This is a genomic window from Arcobacter pernae (assembly GCF_049472135.1).
In the GTDB taxonomy this organism is placed as follows: domain Bacteria; phylum Campylobacterota; class Campylobacteria; order Campylobacterales; family Arcobacteraceae; genus Arcobacter_B.
In genome coordinates this window covers 61,930-80,042 of the sequence record NZ_JBMOVV010000010.1, presented here as the reverse complement: position 1 = coordinate 80,042, position 18,113 = coordinate 61,930, and the positions used below count along the sequence as shown (strand labels likewise).

Below are 18,113 nucleotides of genomic sequence, written 5' to 3'. Positions count from 1 at the left end.
TTCATGCAAATAAATACTGAGTTAAATGAATTTATAAACGAAGGCTATGTTGTTCAAAATTTAGAAAATACTAATTTTTTAAATAACTTTAAAGAAATCATCCTAGAAACACTGAAAGGTATTACAAACAACAAAGATATAACTCTTGAAACTTTTCACAAGTTTGTAAAAGATGATAAAGAAAAACTAGAAATCCAGTACTTAATTAGTAAAAAAATTTGGGATGAAAAACTTCATTTTAATCTTATAAAAGAGAATATTGATTTGTACTATAATATTTTTGGAAAAGATTTAGATATTCAAGCAAAACCTCATCTAAGAATTGCAAGACCTAATTGCCCTCAAGATAATATAGGTTTTCACAGAGATAGTCAATATGGAAATAAAGCTTTTGAACTATCTAACTTTTTTACATTTGTAGATCTTGATGAAAACTCTGCATTACAAGTTGAAGCAAAATCACACAAAAGAGGCACTTTACCCTATACTAAAATTGAAAGTGCTTCTGTAAAAAAAGGAAGTATGGAGAATCAATTAGGTTATTTATACGCACCAAAACTAATTGATGAGACTTTTAAGATAAATGCAAATCCCATACCCCTAAACTTTGGACAAGTTTTGATTTTAGGACTAGGTACTATTCATGGTCAAGAAACAAATAGCTCCAATACAACTAGATGGAGTATTGATATTCGAGTAAAAAATAGTTTTTCAACAAGCAATGTAAAAGAAGGCTATTATACAAACTTAACTTCAAGTATTGTAAGTAAATATGCACAAGAATACTATAAGGCTTGCAATGACTAAATGCAATATATGCCAAGGAGAATTAAATCAAATAATCTCTTCACAAAATAGTGTTTCGGTTAGTTCTGATAATAAAATCATCAAAGCTGCTTTATTTATATATGAATGTAAAGAGTGCTCGCATATTCAAAAGATTAAAGACAATCAAATTCAAAAAGTATATGAAGAGTATAAAAAAGATGACTTAGTAGAAGGACAAGACCAAACAAAGTTTATTGATGGGAAGCCATTTTTTAGAACAGATATTTTAGTATCGACTATCATCTCTTCAATGAAAGATAAAAAATCATTACTTGATATAGGTACAGGAACTGGAGTTTTTTTACTATCTTGTAATAAATATCTAAATTTAGATTTATATGCTTTTGATTTAAATACTAGGTACAAATCAAAGATAGAGGCTATAGAAAATGTAAAAAAATTTTATACAGATGACCTTAAAAAAATAGATAAAAGCTTTGATATAATAAGTTTGATTCATGTTTTTGAACATATTGAAAAACCATTAGAAGCATTAAAAGTTTTAAAAAGTAAATTAAATAAAGATGGAATAATTATCATTCAAGTTCCCTCAATAACTGAGAATCCAAATGATATACTTATTTATGACCATTATTCTCACTTTTCTAAAAAGTCTTTATTTAATCTTTTAAAAAAAGTTTTTACAAATATAGAGTTTATTAAAACTAATATAAAAAATGAAATTACTGTAATTATAAAAAATGATGATAAAAAAAGCAGTTTTACACAACAAGAAGAACAAGTAGATTTCTCTTTTTTAAATAAAGCTATAACATATTTAAATAATATAGAAAAAGAGATTTATGTTTTTGGAACAGCTCCAACAAGTACATATTATGCTTCAATTCTAAATGAACACAACAAGCTCAAAGGCTTTTTAGATGAAGACCCTCTAAAACAGAACAAAACGCATTTAGATAAAGAGATATTTCATCCAAAAGATTTAAAAGAGATTGTATGCTTCTTCCCTTTAAGTCAAAACATTTATAATGATATTAAAAAGAAGTATCCAAATATTACTTTTATCTCAATACAAGACATATAAAAAGGATTTAAAATGGGAAAAGAAATTGATTTAATGGAAAACTACCCTAAATCAAAAAGGGATTTAACAAAAAGATTAGAAGAGAAAACACCTCAAGATAGACAGCTAGCTAGAAAATTTGGTAAAGAGTTCTTTGATGGTGATAGAAGCCATGGATATGGTGGTTTTTCATACAATTCAAGATTTTGGGAACCAGTAGTTCCAACTTTTAAAGAGTATTACAACCTAGATGAAAATAGTAAGATTTTGGATATTGGTTGTGCGAAAGGTTTTATGCTTTACGACTTGAAAAGATTAATTCCAGGAATAGAAGTTCAAGGTATTGATATATCTTCTTATGCTATTGAAAACGCTAAAGAAGAAGTAAAAGAGTTTTTACAAGTAGGAGATGCAAGAAAACTACCTTTTCCTGATAATCACTTTGATTTAGTAATTTCAATTACTACTTTACATAATCTAACAAAAGAAGATATGAAAATCGCTTTAAAAGAGATTATGAGAGTTACAAAAAAAGATGCTTTTATTACTCTTGATGCATATAGAGATGATGAAGAGAAGAAAAGAATGGAAGCATGGAATTTAACAGCACTTACAATGATGCACACAAAAGAATGGGAAGAGTTCTTTAAAGAGTGTGGATATGAAGGTGACTACTACTGGTTTATTCCATAAAATGATAGATAAAAACTCTAAAATTGTTATTTCAGGGGTAAATGGCTCTGTTGGTAAACTTCTTTTTAATAAACTAGAAAAAGAAGATTTTTTAGTAGAGAAATTGGATTTAAATGACTTAAATAATAAAGATATTTTTATTCACCTAGCAGCAAAAACATCAAATACACAAGAGATATTAGACTCTAATATCTCTTATTTAAAAGAGTGTATAGAGTATTGTAAAAAGACTAATATCAAAAACTTTATTTTCTTCTCGACAATGTCAGTTTATGGAAATATAAATCAAGAAGATGTAAATGAACAAACTAGCTTTTCTAATACACCAAATATTTATGGACTTTCAAAACTACTTGGAGAAGAATTATTAAAAGAGTCAGGTTTAAATGTTTTAATTCTAAGACTTCCAGCGATACTTACAAAAAATACAACTAATACCTTTATTTATAAGTTATACGAAAAACTATCAAACAATGAAGATATAACAATTACTAACTACAATAAAACTTTTACTAACATAATAGATATAAACTCTATCTATGATTTTATTTTTACTTATGATTTTAAAAGTAAAAATGAAACTTTTGTTTTAGGAATAAAAAAAGAAAAAACTTTAAAAGAAGTAGTAGAGTTTTTAAAAAAAGAGTTAAACTCAAAATCCAATATTGTATTAAATGATAATATTTCAAACTTTTACAATATTGATAACTCAAAAGCTATAAAATATGGTTTTAAACAAAGAGATATAAAAGAAGTTTTAAAAGAATGGATAAATTTATTAAGGGCATAAAATGAAAGCAGCAGTTTTAAATAATACAAATCAACCTTTAGCTATTGAAAATATTACATTTAATGAATTACAAGAAGGTCAAGTTCTTGTAGAAATCGCATATAGTGGTGTTTGTCATTCTCAGCTTATGGAAGTTAGAGGTAAAAGAGGTGAGGACAAATGGTTACCTCATTTATTAGGTCATGAAGCAACTGGATTTGTTCGAAAAGTTGGAAATGGCGTAACTAAAGTGAAAGAAGGTGACAAGGTTGTATTAGGCTGGATAAAAGGTGAAGGATTAAATGCTCCTTGTGCTTCATATGATAATAATGGTAAAACAATCAACTCTGGACAAGTAACCACTTTTAATGAATTTTCCATTGTATCTGAAAATAGAGTAACAAAACTAGAAGAAGGAATACCTTTAGATGTAGCTGTTTTATTTGGTTGTGCAATTCCAACAGGAAGTGGAATAGTAATAAATGAAATTCAACCAAAAGAGAACACTACAATTGCAATTTTTGGACTAGGGGGAATAGGATTAAGTGCTTTAATGGCAACAAAACTTTATAACTTTGATAAAGTTATTGCTATTGATATTGAAGAGAATAAACTTCAATTAGCAAAAGAGTTTGGAGCAACACATACTGTTAATTCTTCAAAAGAAGATGTAAGTGAAAAGCTAAAAGAACTAACTTCAAATGAAGGTGTTGACTATAGTGTTGAAGCTACAGGTTTAGCAAAAATAATTGAAATTGCTTTTAAAAATGTAAAAAACAATGGAGGCTTATGTGTTTTTGCATCTCACCCTCAAAATGGAGACCTAATAAAAATAGATCCTTTTGACTTAATTTGTGGAAAACAAATAAAAGGAAGTTGGGGAGGAGCTTGTATCCCTGATAGAGACTTACCAAAATTTTATAAGCTGTATAAAGAAGGTACTCTTCCACTAGAAAAGTTACTTGAAAAAAGATATACTTTAGATGAAATTAATGAAGCTCTTGATGATTTAGAGAATCGAAAAGTTACGAGACCATTAATTCAAATAAATCCCTCTTTGGAAAAATAATGAAAAAAACCGCTTTAGTTTATGGTAATTTTAATATCCTACACCCAGGACATTTAAGACTATTAAAATTTGCAAAAGAGAGTTCAGATTATTTAATTGTAGCTGTAAACTCTGATAATCTAACAAAAGATTTAGAGCTATTAGATGAAAAAACAAGACTAGATTCAATAAAAGCTACAAGTTATGTGGATGAAGCTTTTATTCTAGATGAAGATATTATAAATTATATAAAAAGAGTAAAACCCTCTATTATTGTAAAGGGTAAAGAGCATGAACAAAAGAAAAACAAAGAAGAAGATATCCTAAAAGAGTATGGAGGGAAACTTCTATTTACATCTGGAGAAATTGGTTTTTCTTCTTTAGATTTATTAAATAAAGATTTTCAAGTTAATAACTCGTTTATTCAACACTCATCAAGCTATTTATCAAGACACAAAATAAATAAAGCAAAATTAGAAGATTTTATTGAGAATTTTTCAAAACTAAATGTATTAGTTATTGGTGATACAATTATTGATGAATATATAACATGTAATCCAGTGGGAATGAGCCAAGAAGACCCAACTATAGTTGTTACTCCACTATCTAATAATAAATTTATAGGTGGAGCAGCAATTGTAGCTTCCCATGCAAAAACTCTTGGAGCAAATGTTTCATATATTTCAGTTGTAGGGGATGATTTAAACTATACTTATACAAAAGAGTATTTACAAAATCTAAATATCAGCACAAAACTATATAAAGACTCTACAAGACCTACTACATTAAAACAAAGATTTAGAGCACACAATAAAACTCTACTAAGAGTAAATCATCTAAAACAACACTATATAAATAAAGATTTTGAAAAATCTATCCTAAAAAAAATAAAGAAAATAAAAGATTTAGACCTTATAATTTTTTCTGACTTTTCATATGGTGTATTAACTAAAAAACTTATTGAAAAAATCTCAGATTTTGCACTAAAAAATAATATCTCTATGGCAGCAGATTCTCAAAGTTCCTCACAAGTTGGAGATATATCAAAATTTAAAAATATGGATATAGTAACACCAACGGAGAGAGAAATTAGGCTATCTATAAATGATTTTGAATCAGGACTTGTTGTCTTATCAAAAAAACTATTTAAAAAATCAAAACCTAAATATATTTTCACAACACTTGGAAGTGAAGGAGTTATGATATATAACTCAAAACAAGATGCTCTTTTAACAGATAATATTCCTGCTTTAAACAATAATGCAAAAGATGTAAGTGGCGCAGGAGACTCTTTACTTACATGTTCATCAATGGCTAAAGCAATAGGAGCAAATATTTGGCAAGCTGCTTACTTAGGCTCACTTGCAGCAGCGATTCAAGTAAGTAGAGTTGGGAATATACCTATTAAAAAAGATGAATTATTAAATGAACTAAGGAAAATAAATGACTAAAATTAACTTTGATAAAAAAGAAGTATATTTAAAAGAGAAGAAAAAAATAAATAACATTAAAAAAGTTGTACTAGTTTATCCTAATCAAAGATGGTTCAAAGAAGATATGCATACAACGTGGAACCTAAATCCTTCTACTTTATGTATTCTTGCAAGTATGATAAAAAATCATGTTGAAGAAATAAAAATCATTGATGCTCAATTTGATAATTTAACACAAGAAGAGTTTAAAAAACAAATAGAAAAAGAGAAACCTGATTTAGTAGGAATCTCTATTTTAACTACCGAATACAGCATTATTGCTGATATAACACTTGATATTGTAAAAGGTTTTGATTCCTCTATTATTACTGTTTTAGGTGGTGTTCACTGTACTTTACATTTTGATGATGTTATGAAAAATGAAAAAGTTGACTTTTGTATTAGAGGAGAGGGAGAGTATGTATTCCAAAGCTTAGTAAAATACTTAAACTCTCAAGGAGAACTTCCAGAGGAAGGATTAGTATATAGAAATAAATTAAATGAAGTTGTAGCCCAAGAAGCAACACTTGTAAAAGATGTTAATAAAATTGCTATTCCTGATTATTCATTTATTGATTTTGAAAAATATACTATGAAATCTCCAAGGGAAGGAATAGAAGCTCCACCTGCCCTACCTTATGCAAGAATACAGACATCAAGAGGTTGTCCTATTGGTTGTACTTTTTGTTTAGTTGAATCAATCTCAGGTAAAAAACTTAGAAAAAGGTCAGCAGAAAGTATTATAGAAGAATTAGAGTATTTAGTAAAAAACTATAAAATCAAATCTGTTGTTTTTGAAGATGATAATCCATTTGGAGATAAGGTTAGAACAAAAAGAATTTTAAAAGCAATGATTGATAAAAAGCTTAATCTTAAATGGAAAGCAACAGCAGTATTTTTACCAGCTATTGATGAAGAAATACTTGATTTAATGGCTCAATCTGGTTGTATTATGTTAAATATAGCTATTGAATCAGGGAATCAAAGAGTATTAAATGAAGTTATTCACAAACCATTAAAATTAACAAGTGTTGCACCTAAAATCGAACTTGCTCATAAGTATGGCCTTTTTGTTGTAGCTAATTTTATCGTAGGACTTCCAAGTGAAACATGGGAAGAGATGAGAGAAACTTTCAGATTTGCAGAAGAAACAAAAATAGATTATGTAAAGTTTTTTATTGCCAATGTTTTTAGTGGTACAAAACTATATGACTACGCTATGCAACACAATGCAATTGATAAAGAAACATATAGTGAATTAAATATTAACTGGAGATTTTCAAGAATAAAAAGTGATGAATGGGAACCTGAAGAAGTATCCATTTTAAGAGCTTACGAATGGGATAGAATCAACTTCTCAGACCCAAAGAAAAGAGAAAGAACAGCAAAAATGATGGGAATAAGTCAAGAAGAGTTAAATAAAATTAGAAGAGAAACAAGAAAAGCTCTACACAAAGATTTATATCCTGTGATGAATTCATAATGAAAGCTCTACTTTTAGCAGCAGGTTTAGGTACAAGACTTAGACCTATTACAAATACTATTCCAAAATGCCTTGTAGAAATAAATAAAAAACCTCTATTAGAGTATTGGCTTGAGAATTTATCAAAAATTGGGGTTAATGAATTTTTAATAAACACTCATTATTTTAGTGATAAAGTTCAAGAGTTTGTAGAAAATAGTAATTTTAAAAACAACATAACTCTTGTACATGAAAAAGAGCTTTTAAATACAGGGGGCACACTTCTTGCAAATAAGGATTTTTTTATCAAAGAAGAAGAGTTTTTCTTGATACATGCTGATAATCTTTGTTTTTGTAATTTCGAAGATTTTGTAAGAACACATAAAAAAACCCAAGATATTTGTGATATTACTATGATGTTATTTGAAACACCAACTCCAAAATCCTGTGGAATAGTTGAACTTGATTCAAAAAATATTGTTCAAAAATTTCATGAAAAAGTTGAAAATCCTCCATCAAATTTGGCAAATGGTGCTGTTTATATCTGTAATAACACAATATTTGATTATCTAGAAAGCCTAAATAAAAAAGATATTGATTTTTCATTAGATGTTATTCCTAATTTTTTAGGGAGAATAAATACTTTTTTAAATAGTGTTTATCATAGAGATATAGGAACAGTTGAAAGCTATAATCAAGCAATTAAAGACATGCAAAATGGTGTAATTAAACAATGAGTAAAAAAGCAGTTTTTCTTGATAGGGACGGAATAATAAATTATGATAAACACTATGTTTATAAAATCTCAGATTTTGAATTTAACAAAGATATTTTTGAATTATTGAATTACCTTCAAGAAAAAGATTTTGAACTATTTATTGTAACTAATCAATCAGGAATAAATAGAGGTTACTATACTTTAGAAGATTTTTACAAACTAACAACTTATATGCTTAATAAATTTAAAGAAAAAAACATAAAAATTAAAGATGTTGCATATTGCCCACATCAACCAAGTGATGAGTGTGAGTGCAGAAAACCAAAAAATAAGATGGTAATAGACTTAAAAAACAAACATGACATTGACTTAAGTAATTCATGGTTTATTGGAGATAAAGACTCAGATATACAATGTGCAATAAATTCTGGTGTTGCAAACATGATAAAAGTTGAGAAATCTATAATAAATCCAGCTAAAATTAAAAATAACTACTTTGAATGTAAAGAAATAAATCAAATTTTTAGTATAATAAAATAAATTTAAGATAATTACATAGGTGAAGATATGGCTGAAAACTCTATTCCAGATAATATTATTAAAATTCAGAAAAAACTTGCTACTTTTGAGAGAGGTTCTAGAAATTATAAAAAATACACTAAGATTCTTGCAAAACATATTAAAAAACACTCTATGAGAAAAAGAGTAACTTCACATATTAAAACAATTGAAACTGTTGAAAAATTCTCTGAAAAAAATAAAAAAGAAACAGAAGAATAAAAAATATTACAATTTGCAATAAAAATATATACTTTATATTTTTTCTGCTAAAATTCCAACATAAATTAAATAAATGAAATCTATACAGGATAAAAAACAATGGATGAAAATCAAAAAAAATCTTTAGACTTAGCAATTAAACAAATCGATAAAGCATTTGGTAAAGGTACTTTAATTAGACTTGGGGATAAAGAGGTTATTCCAACTGAATCTATTTCAACAGGATCTTTAGGACTTGACTTAGCACTTGGAGTTGGTGGTATTCCAAAAGGTAGAGTTGTTGAAATCTATGGACCTGAATCATCTGGTAAAACTACTCTTACACTTCATGCGATTGCAGAGTGTCAAAAAGCAGGTGGAGTTTGTGCTTTTATTGATGCAGAGCATGCTTTAGATACTAAATACGCTAAAGATATTGGTGTTGATATTGATAACTTACTTGTATCTCAACCTGACTTTGGTGAGCAAGCTTTAGAGATTTTAGAAACAGTTATTAGATCAGGAGCTGTTGATTTAGTAGTAGTTGACTCAGTTGCTGCACTTACTCCAAAAGTTGAGATTGATGGAGATATGGATGACCAACAAGTTGGTGTTCAAGCGAGACTTATGTCAAAAGCATTAAGAAAAGTTACTGGTTTATTAAATAAGATGAACTGTACAGTAATCTTTATTAACCAAATTAGAATGAAAATTGGTATGACTGGTTATGGAAGTCCTGAAACAACAACTGGTGGAAATGCACTTAAATTCTATTCTTCAGTAAGATTAGATATTAGAAGAATTGCTACACTTAAACAAGCTGAAAACTCAATTGGTAATAGAGTTAAAGTAAAAGTTGTTAAAAATAAAGTAGCAGCTCCATTTAAACAAGCAGAGTTTGATATTATGTTTGGAGAAGGTATCTCTAAAACTGGTGAACTTGTTGATTATGGTGTAAAACTTGACATTGTAGATAAAGCAGGAGCATGGTTCTCTTATGGTGATTCTAAAATCGGTCAAGGAAAAGAGAATGCAAAAGTATTCTTAAAAGATAATCCAGAAATCGCAAATGAAATTGAAAAGAAAATTTTAGATGCAATGGGTGTAAATGATGAAATCATCCAAGGTGAAGTAGAAGAAGATACAGAAGAGTAATTTTTAAAATATCTTATGTATTAAAAGGGGGAAGAGTTTTACTCTTCCCCCTTTTTTTATTTCAAAATTTACACAAAAGCAAAGAAAAATTTTATTTTAGTTATAATATAGCAAATTATAAGAATATAGGAGACCTAAGTGGTATTTATTGACAATGTATATGCTGATGAAGTATTAGATTCAAGGGGAAATCCAACAGTTAGAGCTACAGTAATCTTAAGCGATGGAACAAAAGAAAGTGCAATTGTTCCAAGTGGTGCAAGTACTGGAAAAAGAGAAGCTTTAGAATTAAGAGATGGTGATGATAGATTTTTAGGTAAAGGTGTATTAAAAGCAGTTGAAAACGTAAATACTGTTATTGCTGATGAATTAATGGGATTAAGCCCATATAATCAAGCAGAAGTTGATGCAACTATGAAAGATATTGATGGAACTCACAACTACTCAAACTTAGGTGCAAATGCAGTATTAGGTGTATCTATGGCAGTTGCTAGAGCAGCAGCTTCTTCACTTAATGTACCATTATACAGATATTTAGGTGGTGCAAATGCAATGACTATGCCTGTTCCAATGTTTAACATTATCAACGGTGGAGAGCATGCAAATAACTCTGTTGACTTCCAAGAATATATGATTATGCCAACAGGTTTTGAAAACTTCAATGATGGATTAAGAGCTACAGCTGAAATTTATCAACACTTAAAAAAAGTAATTGACGCTATGGGTGAATCAACTGCAGTTGGTGATGAGGGTGGATTTGCACCAAACTTAAAATCAAATGAAGAGCCTATTGCTGTAATTATGGAAGCTATTGAAAAAGCTGGTTACAAAGCTGGTGAGCAAATTTCTATTGCATTAGATGTTGCTGCTTCTGAATTAATCAATGAAGAAGGTAAATATGAATTAAAAGGTGAAGGAAGAACTTTAACTTCTGAAGAACTAGTAGCATACTATGCTGATTTATGTGCTAAATATCCAATCGTTTCAATCGAAGATGGTTTATCTGAAGATGATTGGGATGGATGGAAAATTTTAACTGATGCTATTGGAGATAAAGTTCAATTAGTTGGAGATGATTTATTTGTAACTAATGCAAACATCTTAGCAGAAGGTATCCAAAAAGGTATCGGTAACGCTATTTTAATTAAACCAAATCAAATTGGTTCAGTATCTGAGACAATGTTAACAATCAGATTAGCTCAAAGAAACAACTACAATTGTGTAATGTCTCACAGATCTGGTGAGTCTGAAGATGCATTTATTGCAGACTTCGCTGTTGCATTAAATTGTGGACAAATTAAAACAGGTTCTACTGCAAGATCTGATAGAATCGCTAAATACAACAGATTATTAGAAATTGGTGCAGAAATTGGTTATGCAGAATATTTAGGTATGCAACCATTCTCTAAATAATTAAATATTTAGTAGTTTATGAAAAAAAAGCAGCGTGGAATAAAAAAGTTTTTTGTAATTGTAATTATCTCAATAATAATCACAATCTTTTTAAGCTACCATGTTGCTAATATTCTTTTTGGGGATAACTCTTTAAAAGTTTATAACTCTTTAAAACATAAAAGAGATTATCTTCAAAACGAAATAAAAAGATTGCAAAAAGAGAATGCATATTTACAAAAAGAGTATTTTGAATTAAAAAACTTGGAGCCAGAACAATGAAAACTTTATCTTTATTTACATCAGCACTTATCTTAGCTGTAAGCTTAGAAGCAAGAGAAAATCCATTTAATACGACAAGTGCTTATGAAGAAGAAGCTGCTAGAATTATTGAGTTAAACGAAGAGAGTTTATATAATCCTAGTGAAGAAGATTATGCCCAAAGAATGCAAGAAAAACTTGCAGTAGAAGGTGAAAATAAAAATACAGTTGAAAAACAGATTGATAAAATTGTTCCTTTAATCAATGAAAAAGCACCAAAAGAAGAAGCAAAATATTCAAAAGAAGAAGTTGAGAAACTAATCAAAAAAGCTCAAAAGCAAACAGAATATAAAACAAAACAACTTATAGAAAAGAAGATTGAAGAGACTGCAAAAGTTGAACCAAAACAAGTTGTATTTGTAAAGCCTAGACCTGATGTAGAAGTTACTGAAATGAATAAAGAGCTACAAATCCTTCCTTTTGTAAAACTAGATTATAATGATGATGAATTATCAATTCATACAGATTACAAAGTATCAAAGAAATTTAGCATAAATAAAGATAATAAACTTATTATTGACTACAAAGCAAATGTTAATTTCTATACAAAAAGAGAAGATTTAGAATCTAAGAATTTTAAAAAGATTACTGTAGGAAATCATAAGAAAAATGGTTTCTTCAGAGTTGTTGTAGAACTTGATAAAAAACCATCTTCTTATAAAGTAGATTATAAGAACAACTTAATTACGATCTTTAATAGTGATGAAATGTGATAGTATTCTAATCAATACCATCACTATTAATACTTCTAATATCGCTGCCAAAATAAACGCATAATAATACTCTTGATCAATTGAATGATTGTTATAAGCCAATGTTGTAACTGCAATTAAAAGTGTAATTGGCATTGAGTGAGAAAGCCCAATCATAAAAAACTTATTCCACCCCATTTCTTTAATAAATAACATAGATGCAATAAATCTAATACCTACCATAGCAGCAACAATTAATAAAGCTTTTACTAATAATCCTTCTTGAAGCAATGCTGATAGCTCAAATGAAGCCCCAACAGAAATAAAGAAGATAGGTACAAGCCAACCAAAACCAAAATGCTCTAGCTTATGAGAAAGTTGCTTATTGTGTTTCTCAAAGAATGTTGTAATAAAAGTTCCTGCAATAAATGCCCCAAATGCAACTTTTAAATGTAATACCATCATTACTGCAATCATTAAGAAAAAGATTGCCATAGAGATTCTAATATCTTGTTCTTGATGATCTTTTTCTGGCATTAAATAAGCTTTAATCTCAGGAAACCACCAAATAAGATTGTGAAACACTTTATAAATTACTAACATTGAAAGTAAGAACATCACAAATAAGAACATTGTTTTGTAAAACTCAAAGTTTATCCCAAACTCTAATGCAGCAGAAACAGTTGTTAAAGCAAAGATAGATACTATTTCACCTATAAGTCCAACAACTATGGATAAACGAATCCACTCTACATCTCCATACTCTTTCTTCAAGGCAGCTAATAAACCTATGGATATTAATGGAAGTATTACTATAAAAATATTCCCAAGTCCCAAATACACGGATATTAGTGTGGATAAAGAGAATAAAATCACATTATAAATAAGAGACTTTTTAAGAATAGTTGGGGAGATATTAACTAGTTTCTTTAAATCAACTTCAAGTCCTGCTAAAAACATTAGATACAGAAATCCAAGTTTTGCAGCTAAATCTAAAATTGCATGATCAGAGATAAAAGCAAAATATGAAGCAATTGCTCCTAAGATTATCTCCACTGTAACAGTAGGAAGTTTTAACAACTTCCCTATTAACGGTGAAGAAAAAATAATCAACGAAATTGTTATAATTATTAAAATCTCTTCACTCATTTATTTATACCTTCTAATATATATTTTATAATCTATTTTTCGTCTGGCATTCTAACAACATGTTTTGCAATTTTATAACCTAAAGCTTCTAAAGCTGCAACATCATCTTTTGGAGTTTTTCCAGTTGTTGTTAAATAATCACCAATTACAAAAGCATTAGCACCTCTCTCAAAGATTTCATACTGTTGCTCACCAAACATTAATTCTCTTCCACCTGCAACCATAATTTTATGAGCATTTGGAATCATTTCTCTTGCTAATTCAATTAATTCAAAAGCTTGTTCTCTTGAAATTGAGTTTTCAACAAGTGGTAATGCTTCATTTGGATGGAAAAAGTTTAATGGAACATTCATTGGATCTAAAGAAGCAATAGATTTTAACATAGAAATTCTATCTTCTTGAGTTTCACCCATTCCAAATATTCCACCACATACAAGTTGTAAACCTGCTTCTTTAACATTTAAACATGTTTGGTATCTCTCTTCCCAAGAGTGAGTTGTACAAATCTCAGGGTAGTACTCTTTTGATGCTTCTAAATTGTGATTATAGTTATCAACACCTGCTGCTTTTAATTTTTTTAACTGCTCAACAGTTGCAGTTCCATTACATGCAATTAGTCTTAAACCTAAGTTCTCAGCTTTTACAGCTTTAGCAACTTCAGCAATATATTCAGTTTTTTTATCAGTAAGACCAAGTCCAGCAGTTACTAAACAAAATCCAACAGCTCCATTTTCTCTAGCTCTTTTTGCTTCTTCGATAATTTGTTCTACTGTTTTCATTTTATATCTTTGAATATCTGCTTTATATCTTACACTTTGTGTACAGAATTTACAGTCTTCATTACAAGTACCGCTTTCAACATTACAAATAGCACATAAAAATATTTCATCAGTTACTTTAAATTTTTCGCTCATATTTATACTCTTCTTTCTTAAAAAATTGTTCGTTTGTATTTTTAAAATAGTATGAGATTATATACTCATTTTCATTAATTTCTAAAAAGACACACTCAATTAAAGGTTTTTCCCTAGCACAAACTTCTCCTGGGTTTACAAAAAGTGTCTTATTTTTATAATCATGCTCAAACATATGAGTATGCCCAAAAATCACCACATCACTATCAGGAGTAAGATGATAAGGTAAATGCATAAGTTTAAATTTTATATCTTTTATTTTAAAGTAGTAAGGCTCTTTTTTTATATTATATTTATGGGCATATTCAACTAAAGAGTAATCGTTATTGCCAAATACGCTAACATAAGTTAAACCTGATTCTTCTAATAATTTTAAGTTCTCTTCAAGACATAAATCACCAGCATGGATTAAATACTGGCTTCCTTTTTCTTTAAGAAGGTCAATGACCTCCTTCGTGTAGCCAACTTTTGTGTGGCTATCAGATAAAATTCCTATTTTCATTGATTTTTAAATTAGCTCTTCTTTGCTGTAGTTTTTTTAGTAGTCGTTTTCTTAGCTGTAGTAGTTTTCTTTGTTGTTGTCTTTTTTGCAGGAGCTTTTTTAGTTGCTGTTTTAGACTTTGGATCTTTTGCAATGATTTCTTGACACTCTTCTAGTGTTAAATCTTCAGCAACTTTTCCTTTTGGTATTTTAAAGTTCTTTCTACCTTGCTTAATATAAGGTCCATATCTTCCATTTAAGATTTGGATTTTTTCTTCTGTAAACTCTTTTATTGTTGCTTTTGCTTTTGCTTCATCAAGCTCTTTTATAACTTCTTTAGCTCTTGCTTCTTCAATTGTATATGGATCATCAGTTTTTAATGAATAATATTTACTTTTTACTTGTAAATAAGGACCAAATCTTCCAATATTTGCTTTAATCTCTTCACCTTCATTAGTTTGCCCTACAACTCTTGGAAGAGTAAATAAAAATAGTGCTTCATCTAATGTGATTGTATCCATATTTAAATGCTCAGGAATAGCTACAAACTTTGGTTTCTCTTCATCATCTTTTGTTCCAATTTGAACAAAAGGACCATATCTTCCAACTCTTGCACTTACAGGTTTTCCTGATTTTGGATCAGTTCCAATCTCTCTTACTTGAAGATAATCTTCTTTATTAACACTCTCTTCTTTTTCAACAATAGTCTTTTTGAAGCCACCATAAAAGTCTGTCATTACTTGTTCCCAAGCAATTTTTCCTTCTGCAATTTCATCAAACTCTTCTTCAATTTTAGCTGTAAAACCTAAATCTACAATATCCGAGAAATGGTCATTTAAAAATGAGTTTACAACTTCTCCTGTTGGAGTAGGAGCTAACTTTTTATCTTCAGTTCTTACTACATACTCTCTTTGTTGAATAGTAGAAATAGTTGGTGCATAAGTTGAAGGTCTTCCAATTCCTTCACTCTCTAACTTCTTAACTAAAGAGGCCTCTGTATATCTTGCAGGGGGCTTTGTAAATAACTGTTCTAATTCTAGTTTTTCTAAATTTAAAACTGTACCTACTTTTATCGTTGGAAGAATTTTCTCACTACTATCAAGTGCTGATTCAGGATTATCACTTCCCTCTGTATATGCTTTCATAAATCCAGCAAATACTATTCTTTGTCCCTTTGTTTGGAACTCATACTCTCCATCTTTTCCTGCTTGAATCTTGTATGTAGTATTAGCAATTTGTGCAGGAGCCATTTGTGTAGCTAATGTTCTTTTCCAAATAAGACTATATAACTTATATTGTGCAGGTTCAACATATGCTTTAATTTCACTTGGTTTAAGTGCTAAATTTACAGGTCTAATAGCTTCGTGAGCCTCTTGTGCCCCTTTTGCTTTTGACTTATAAACCCTTGGTTTACTTAATGAATACTCTTTTCCATATTGCTCTTCAATTACCTTTTTAGCTGCAGTTGTTGCAACTGTCGAAAGATTTAAAGAGTCAGTTCTCATATATGTGATTAAACCACCACTATGTCCTGGAATATTACCAACATTACCTTCATATAATTGTTGTGCAATAACCATAGTTTGCTTTACAGAAAGTCCAAGTTTTCTACTTGCTTCTTGCTGTAAAGTTGATGTTGTAAATGGTGCTGCTGGATTTCTTTTTGAATCTTTTTCTTCAATATCTACTAAAGTAAAATCAGCTTGTTTAACAGAAGCTTCTACAACTTTTGCTTCTTGTTCATTTGTAACTTTTATGTTAGAACCACTATGCTTAGCTAGTTCAGCTTTTAATTCTGGGTCAATGAAGTTTGATTTAATTTTCCAGTACTCTTCTGGTTTAAATTCTCTAATTTCATTCTCTCTATCAACTATAATTTTAACAGCAACAGATTGAACTCTACCTGCACTTAAACCATATCTAACTTTCTTCCATAATAAAGGAGAAAGTTCATAACCAACAGCTCTGTCTAAAATTCTTCTTGCTTGTTGAGCATCAACAAGATTTTGGTCAACATCTCTTGGGTTTTCTAAGGCTTTTAAAATTGCATCTTTAGTAATTTCGTGAAAAACAATTCTTTTAATAGGGTTTTTTTCAATTTTAAGTGCGGGGATTAAATGCCATGCAATAGCTTCTCCCTCTCTATCCTCATCGGCCGCTAGGTAAATTGTAGTATCTTTATTAATCTCTTTTTTTAAATCTGATATAACTTTTTTCTTATCTGCTGATACTAAATACTTTGGTTTAAAATTATCTTCTGGATCAAACCCTAATTTTGATTTTGGTAAATCTCTTACATGACCCATCGAAGCCATCACTTTAAAATCTTTACCTAAAAATTTTGATATTGTCTTTGCTTTGGCTGGAGACTCCACTATTACTAAATTCTTCACTAAAAAAACCTCATTTCACTTTTTTAAATCGGAGCATTCTAACATAAATTAATTAATATTACTAATAAACTATTATCTCTTTTTGAATATCTATATTAAACTGCTCTTTAATCTTTTCTTGGGCTAAACTAATCATATAAATAGCCTCATCGTATGTTCCACCGCCATAATTTACTAAAAAATTAGCGTGTTCTTGGGAAAATCCCATTCCACCTTTTTTTAAACCTTTTAGTCCAACTGCTTCTATTAATCTTCCTGCAAAATCATCTTTTGGATTTTTAAAACAAGACCCAGCACTTGGTAATTGGGGTTGATTATCTCTCATTTTTTTAAACATATCAGCCATTTCTTTTGAATAGCCTGTCTCAATATTAAATACTACTTCATAAACAATTGTATCTATTTTTGTATTTCTATAAGAGTATTCTATATTCTCTTTTTTAATATAACCTTTATTTGTCTTGATTGAATGAATATAATTGAAAATTTCCCACTGTTTTAATCCAGCATTCATTTTAACTAATCCACCAAGACAACCCGGAAGTTTTCCTAAAAACTCTAAGTTTGCTAGGTTATTTCTTTTTGCATATGATAAAAGTTTCCCTGATTTTGTAGCACAGCCTACATATAAAAGATTATCTTTTTGTTCTATATAGTCAAAAGCTTCACCTAATACAGCAAATTTTGGATGACTATTTGAAATTAGTACATTATTAGCCCTACCCAAGATTTGATAATCATCATAATTACCTATTTCATTTATTACTAAAACTTCACTTGTAGGGCCAATATGTAAAGATGAGTATTTACTAAAATCTATTTGCTTAAAATAATTTTCCACTT

19 protein-coding genes are annotated in these 18,113 nt (G+C 29.1%); 14 read left to right on the top strand and 5 right to left on the bottom strand.

Annotation, left to right across the window (positions count from 1 at the left end):
• The first annotated feature begins 3 nt into the window (after positions 1–3).
• The 14 genes from ACH5BF_RS11495 (at position 4) to ACH5BF_RS11430 (ending at position 12,354) form a co-directional block, all read left to right on the top strand.
• A complete protein-coding gene (locus ACH5BF_RS11495; RefSeq protein WP_423274378.1) occupies positions 4–807 on the top strand; it encodes a phytanoyl-CoA dioxygenase family protein in 804 nt (267 codons plus the stop codon).
• Entirely contained in the window at positions 800–1,873 is a 1,074-nt protein-coding gene (locus ACH5BF_RS11490; RefSeq protein ID WP_423274377.1) for a class I SAM-dependent methyltransferase, read from the top strand. Before ACH5BF_RS11495 ends, ACH5BF_RS11490 begins: the two co-directional genes overlap by 8 nt.
• A 12-nt stretch (positions 1,874–1,885) precedes the next feature.
• Positions 1,886–2,545, top strand: coding sequence for a class I SAM-dependent methyltransferase (locus ACH5BF_RS11485; RefSeq protein ID WP_423274376.1), 660 nt, complete (start codon positions 1,886–1,888; stop codon positions 2,543–2,545).
• Positions 2,514–3,335, top strand: a complete 822-nt coding sequence (locus tag ACH5BF_RS11480) for an SDR family oxidoreductase (protein WP_423274375.1) — start codon at positions 2,514–2,516, stop codon at positions 3,333–3,335. Before ACH5BF_RS11485 ends, ACH5BF_RS11480 begins: the two co-directional genes overlap by 32 nt.
• A gap of 1 nt (position 3,336) precedes the next feature.
• On the top strand, positions 3,337–4,383 hold the full coding sequence (locus ACH5BF_RS11475; RefSeq protein WP_423274374.1) for a zinc-binding dehydrogenase: 1,047 nt from the start codon (positions 3,337–3,339) through the stop codon (positions 4,381–4,383).
• Positions 4,383–5,813: a PfkB family carbohydrate kinase gene (locus ACH5BF_RS11470; RefSeq protein ID WP_423274373.1), complete on the top strand. Its 1,431-nt coding sequence runs from the start codon at positions 4,383–4,385 to the stop codon at positions 5,811–5,813. Before ACH5BF_RS11475 ends, ACH5BF_RS11470 begins: the two co-directional genes overlap by 1 nt.
• Positions 5,806–7,317, top strand: coding sequence for a B12-binding domain-containing radical SAM protein (locus ACH5BF_RS11465; RefSeq protein ID WP_423274372.1), 1,512 nt, complete (start codon positions 5,806–5,808; stop codon positions 7,315–7,317). The genes ACH5BF_RS11470 and ACH5BF_RS11465 overlap by 8 nt, the downstream gene beginning before the upstream one ends.
• Entirely contained in the window at positions 7,317–8,033 is a 717-nt protein-coding gene (locus ACH5BF_RS11460; RefSeq protein WP_423274371.1) for a nucleotidyltransferase family protein, read from the top strand. Before ACH5BF_RS11465 ends, ACH5BF_RS11460 begins: the two co-directional genes overlap by 1 nt.
• Positions 8,030–8,554, top strand: coding sequence for a D-glycero-alpha-D-manno-heptose-1,7-bisphosphate 7-phosphatase (locus ACH5BF_RS11455; protein ID WP_423274370.1), 525 nt, complete (start codon positions 8,030–8,032; stop codon positions 8,552–8,554). The genes ACH5BF_RS11460 and ACH5BF_RS11455 overlap by 4 nt, the downstream gene beginning before the upstream one ends.
• Positions 8,555–8,581: 27 nt before the next feature.
• Positions 8,582–8,794: a hypothetical protein gene (locus ACH5BF_RS11450; RefSeq protein ID WP_423274369.1), complete on the top strand. Its 213-nt coding sequence runs from the start codon at positions 8,582–8,584 to the stop codon at positions 8,792–8,794.
• Between the two features lie 99 nt (positions 8,795–8,893).
• Positions 8,894–9,928 (top strand): recombinase RecA, encoded by a 1,035-nt coding sequence (gene recA / locus ACH5BF_RS11445; RefSeq protein ID WP_423274368.1) that lies wholly within the window; start codon positions 8,894–8,896, stop codon positions 9,926–9,928.
• Between the two features lie 138 nt (positions 9,929–10,066).
• Positions 10,067–11,341, top strand: coding sequence for a phosphopyruvate hydratase (gene eno, locus ACH5BF_RS11440; RefSeq protein ID WP_423274367.1), 1,275 nt, complete (start codon positions 10,067–10,069; stop codon positions 11,339–11,341).
• Between the two features lie 18 nt (positions 11,342–11,359).
• A complete protein-coding gene (locus ACH5BF_RS11435; protein WP_423274366.1) occupies positions 11,360–11,602 on the top strand; it encodes a septum formation initiator in 243 nt (80 codons plus the stop codon).
• Positions 11,599–12,354 (top strand): AMIN domain-containing protein, encoded by a 756-nt coding sequence (locus ACH5BF_RS11430; protein WP_423274365.1) that lies wholly within the window; start codon positions 11,599–11,601, stop codon positions 12,352–12,354. The genes ACH5BF_RS11435 and ACH5BF_RS11430 overlap by 4 nt, the downstream gene beginning before the upstream one ends.
• Here ACH5BF_RS11430 and ACH5BF_RS11425 read toward each other — a convergent pair.
• From ACH5BF_RS11425 to ACH5BF_RS11405, 5 genes are all read right to left on the bottom strand, one after another.
• Entirely contained in the window at positions 12,322–13,482 is a 1,161-nt protein-coding gene (locus ACH5BF_RS11425; protein WP_423274364.1) for a cation:proton antiporter, read from the bottom strand. The genes ACH5BF_RS11430 and ACH5BF_RS11425 overlap by 33 nt on opposite strands.
• Positions 13,483–13,514: 32 nt before the next feature.
• A complete protein-coding gene (locus ACH5BF_RS11420) occupies positions 13,515–14,396 on the bottom strand; it encodes a biotin synthase (protein ID WP_423274362.1) in 882 nt (293 codons plus the stop codon).
• Positions 14,380–14,898 carry a YfcE family phosphodiesterase gene (locus ACH5BF_RS11415; protein ID WP_423274361.1) on the bottom strand — a complete coding sequence of 173 codons (519 nt, stop codon included), beginning with the start codon at positions 14,896–14,898 and terminating at the stop codon, positions 14,380–14,382. The genes ACH5BF_RS11420 and ACH5BF_RS11415 overlap by 17 nt, the downstream gene beginning before the upstream one ends.
• Positions 14,899–14,909: 11 nt before the next feature.
• On the bottom strand, positions 14,910–17,270 hold the full coding sequence (gene topA / locus ACH5BF_RS11410; RefSeq protein WP_423274360.1) for a type I DNA topoisomerase: 2,361 nt from the start codon (positions 17,268–17,270) through the stop codon (positions 14,910–14,912).
• 61 nt (positions 17,271–17,331) lie between these two features.
• Complete coding sequence (locus ACH5BF_RS11405; protein ID WP_423274359.1) at positions 17,332–18,111, bottom strand: UDP-N-acetylmuramate dehydrogenase; 780 nt, start codon at positions 18,109–18,111, stop codon at positions 17,332–17,334.
• Positions 18,112–18,113 lie beyond the last annotated feature (2 nt).

What these genes read in the sequence shown, in the direction of transcription:
- ACH5BF_RS11420 (WP_423274362.1), bottom strand. Translation starts at nt 14,396, where the DNA reads ATGAGCGAAAAATTTAAAGTAACTGATGAAATATTTTTATGTGCTATT.
- ACH5BF_RS11480 (WP_423274375.1), top strand. Translation starts at nt 2,514, where the DNA reads ATGAAGGTGACTACTACTGGTTTATTCCATAAAATGATAGATAAAAAC.
- ACH5BF_RS11425 (WP_423274364.1), bottom strand. Translation starts at nt 13,482, where the DNA reads ATGAGTGAAGAGATTTTAATAATTATAACAATTTCGTTGATTATTTTT.
- recA (WP_423274368.1), top strand. Translation starts at nt 8,894, where the DNA reads ATGGATGAAAATCAAAAAAAATCTTTAGACTTAGCAATTAAACAAATC.
- ACH5BF_RS11490 (WP_423274377.1), top strand. Translation starts at nt 800, where the DNA reads ATGACTAAATGCAATATATGCCAAGGAGAATTAAATCAAATAATCTCT.
- ACH5BF_RS11475 (WP_423274374.1), top strand. Translation starts at nt 3,337, where the DNA reads ATGAAAGCAGCAGTTTTAAATAATACAAATCAACCTTTAGCTATTGAA.
- ACH5BF_RS11465 (WP_423274372.1), top strand. Translation starts at nt 5,806, where the DNA reads ATGACTAAAATTAACTTTGATAAAAAAGAAGTATATTTAAAAGAGAAG.
- ACH5BF_RS11485 (WP_423274376.1), top strand. Translation starts at nt 1,886, where the DNA reads ATGGGAAAAGAAATTGATTTAATGGAAAACTACCCTAAATCAAAAAGG.
- ACH5BF_RS11435 (WP_423274366.1), top strand. Translation starts at nt 11,360, where the DNA reads ATGAAAAAAAAGCAGCGTGGAATAAAAAAGTTTTTTGTAATTGTAATT.
- ACH5BF_RS11460 (WP_423274371.1), top strand. Translation starts at nt 7,317, where the DNA reads ATGAAAGCTCTACTTTTAGCAGCAGGTTTAGGTACAAGACTTAGACCT.
- ACH5BF_RS11415 (WP_423274361.1), bottom strand. Translation starts at nt 14,898, where the DNA reads ATGAAAATAGGAATTTTATCTGATAGCCACACAAAAGTTGGCTACACG.
- ACH5BF_RS11470 (WP_423274373.1), top strand. Translation starts at nt 4,383, where the DNA reads ATGAAAAAAACCGCTTTAGTTTATGGTAATTTTAATATCCTACACCCA.
- ACH5BF_RS11455 (WP_423274370.1), top strand. Translation starts at nt 8,030, where the DNA reads ATGAGTAAAAAAGCAGTTTTTCTTGATAGGGACGGAATAATAAATTAT.
- ACH5BF_RS11495 (WP_423274378.1), top strand. Translation starts at nt 4, where the DNA reads ATGCAAATAAATACTGAGTTAAATGAATTTATAAACGAAGGCTATGTT.
- ACH5BF_RS11450 (WP_423274369.1), top strand. Translation starts at nt 8,582, where the DNA reads ATGGCTGAAAACTCTATTCCAGATAATATTATTAAAATTCAGAAAAAA.
- ACH5BF_RS11430 (WP_423274365.1), top strand. Translation starts at nt 11,599, where the DNA reads ATGAAAACTTTATCTTTATTTACATCAGCACTTATCTTAGCTGTAAGC.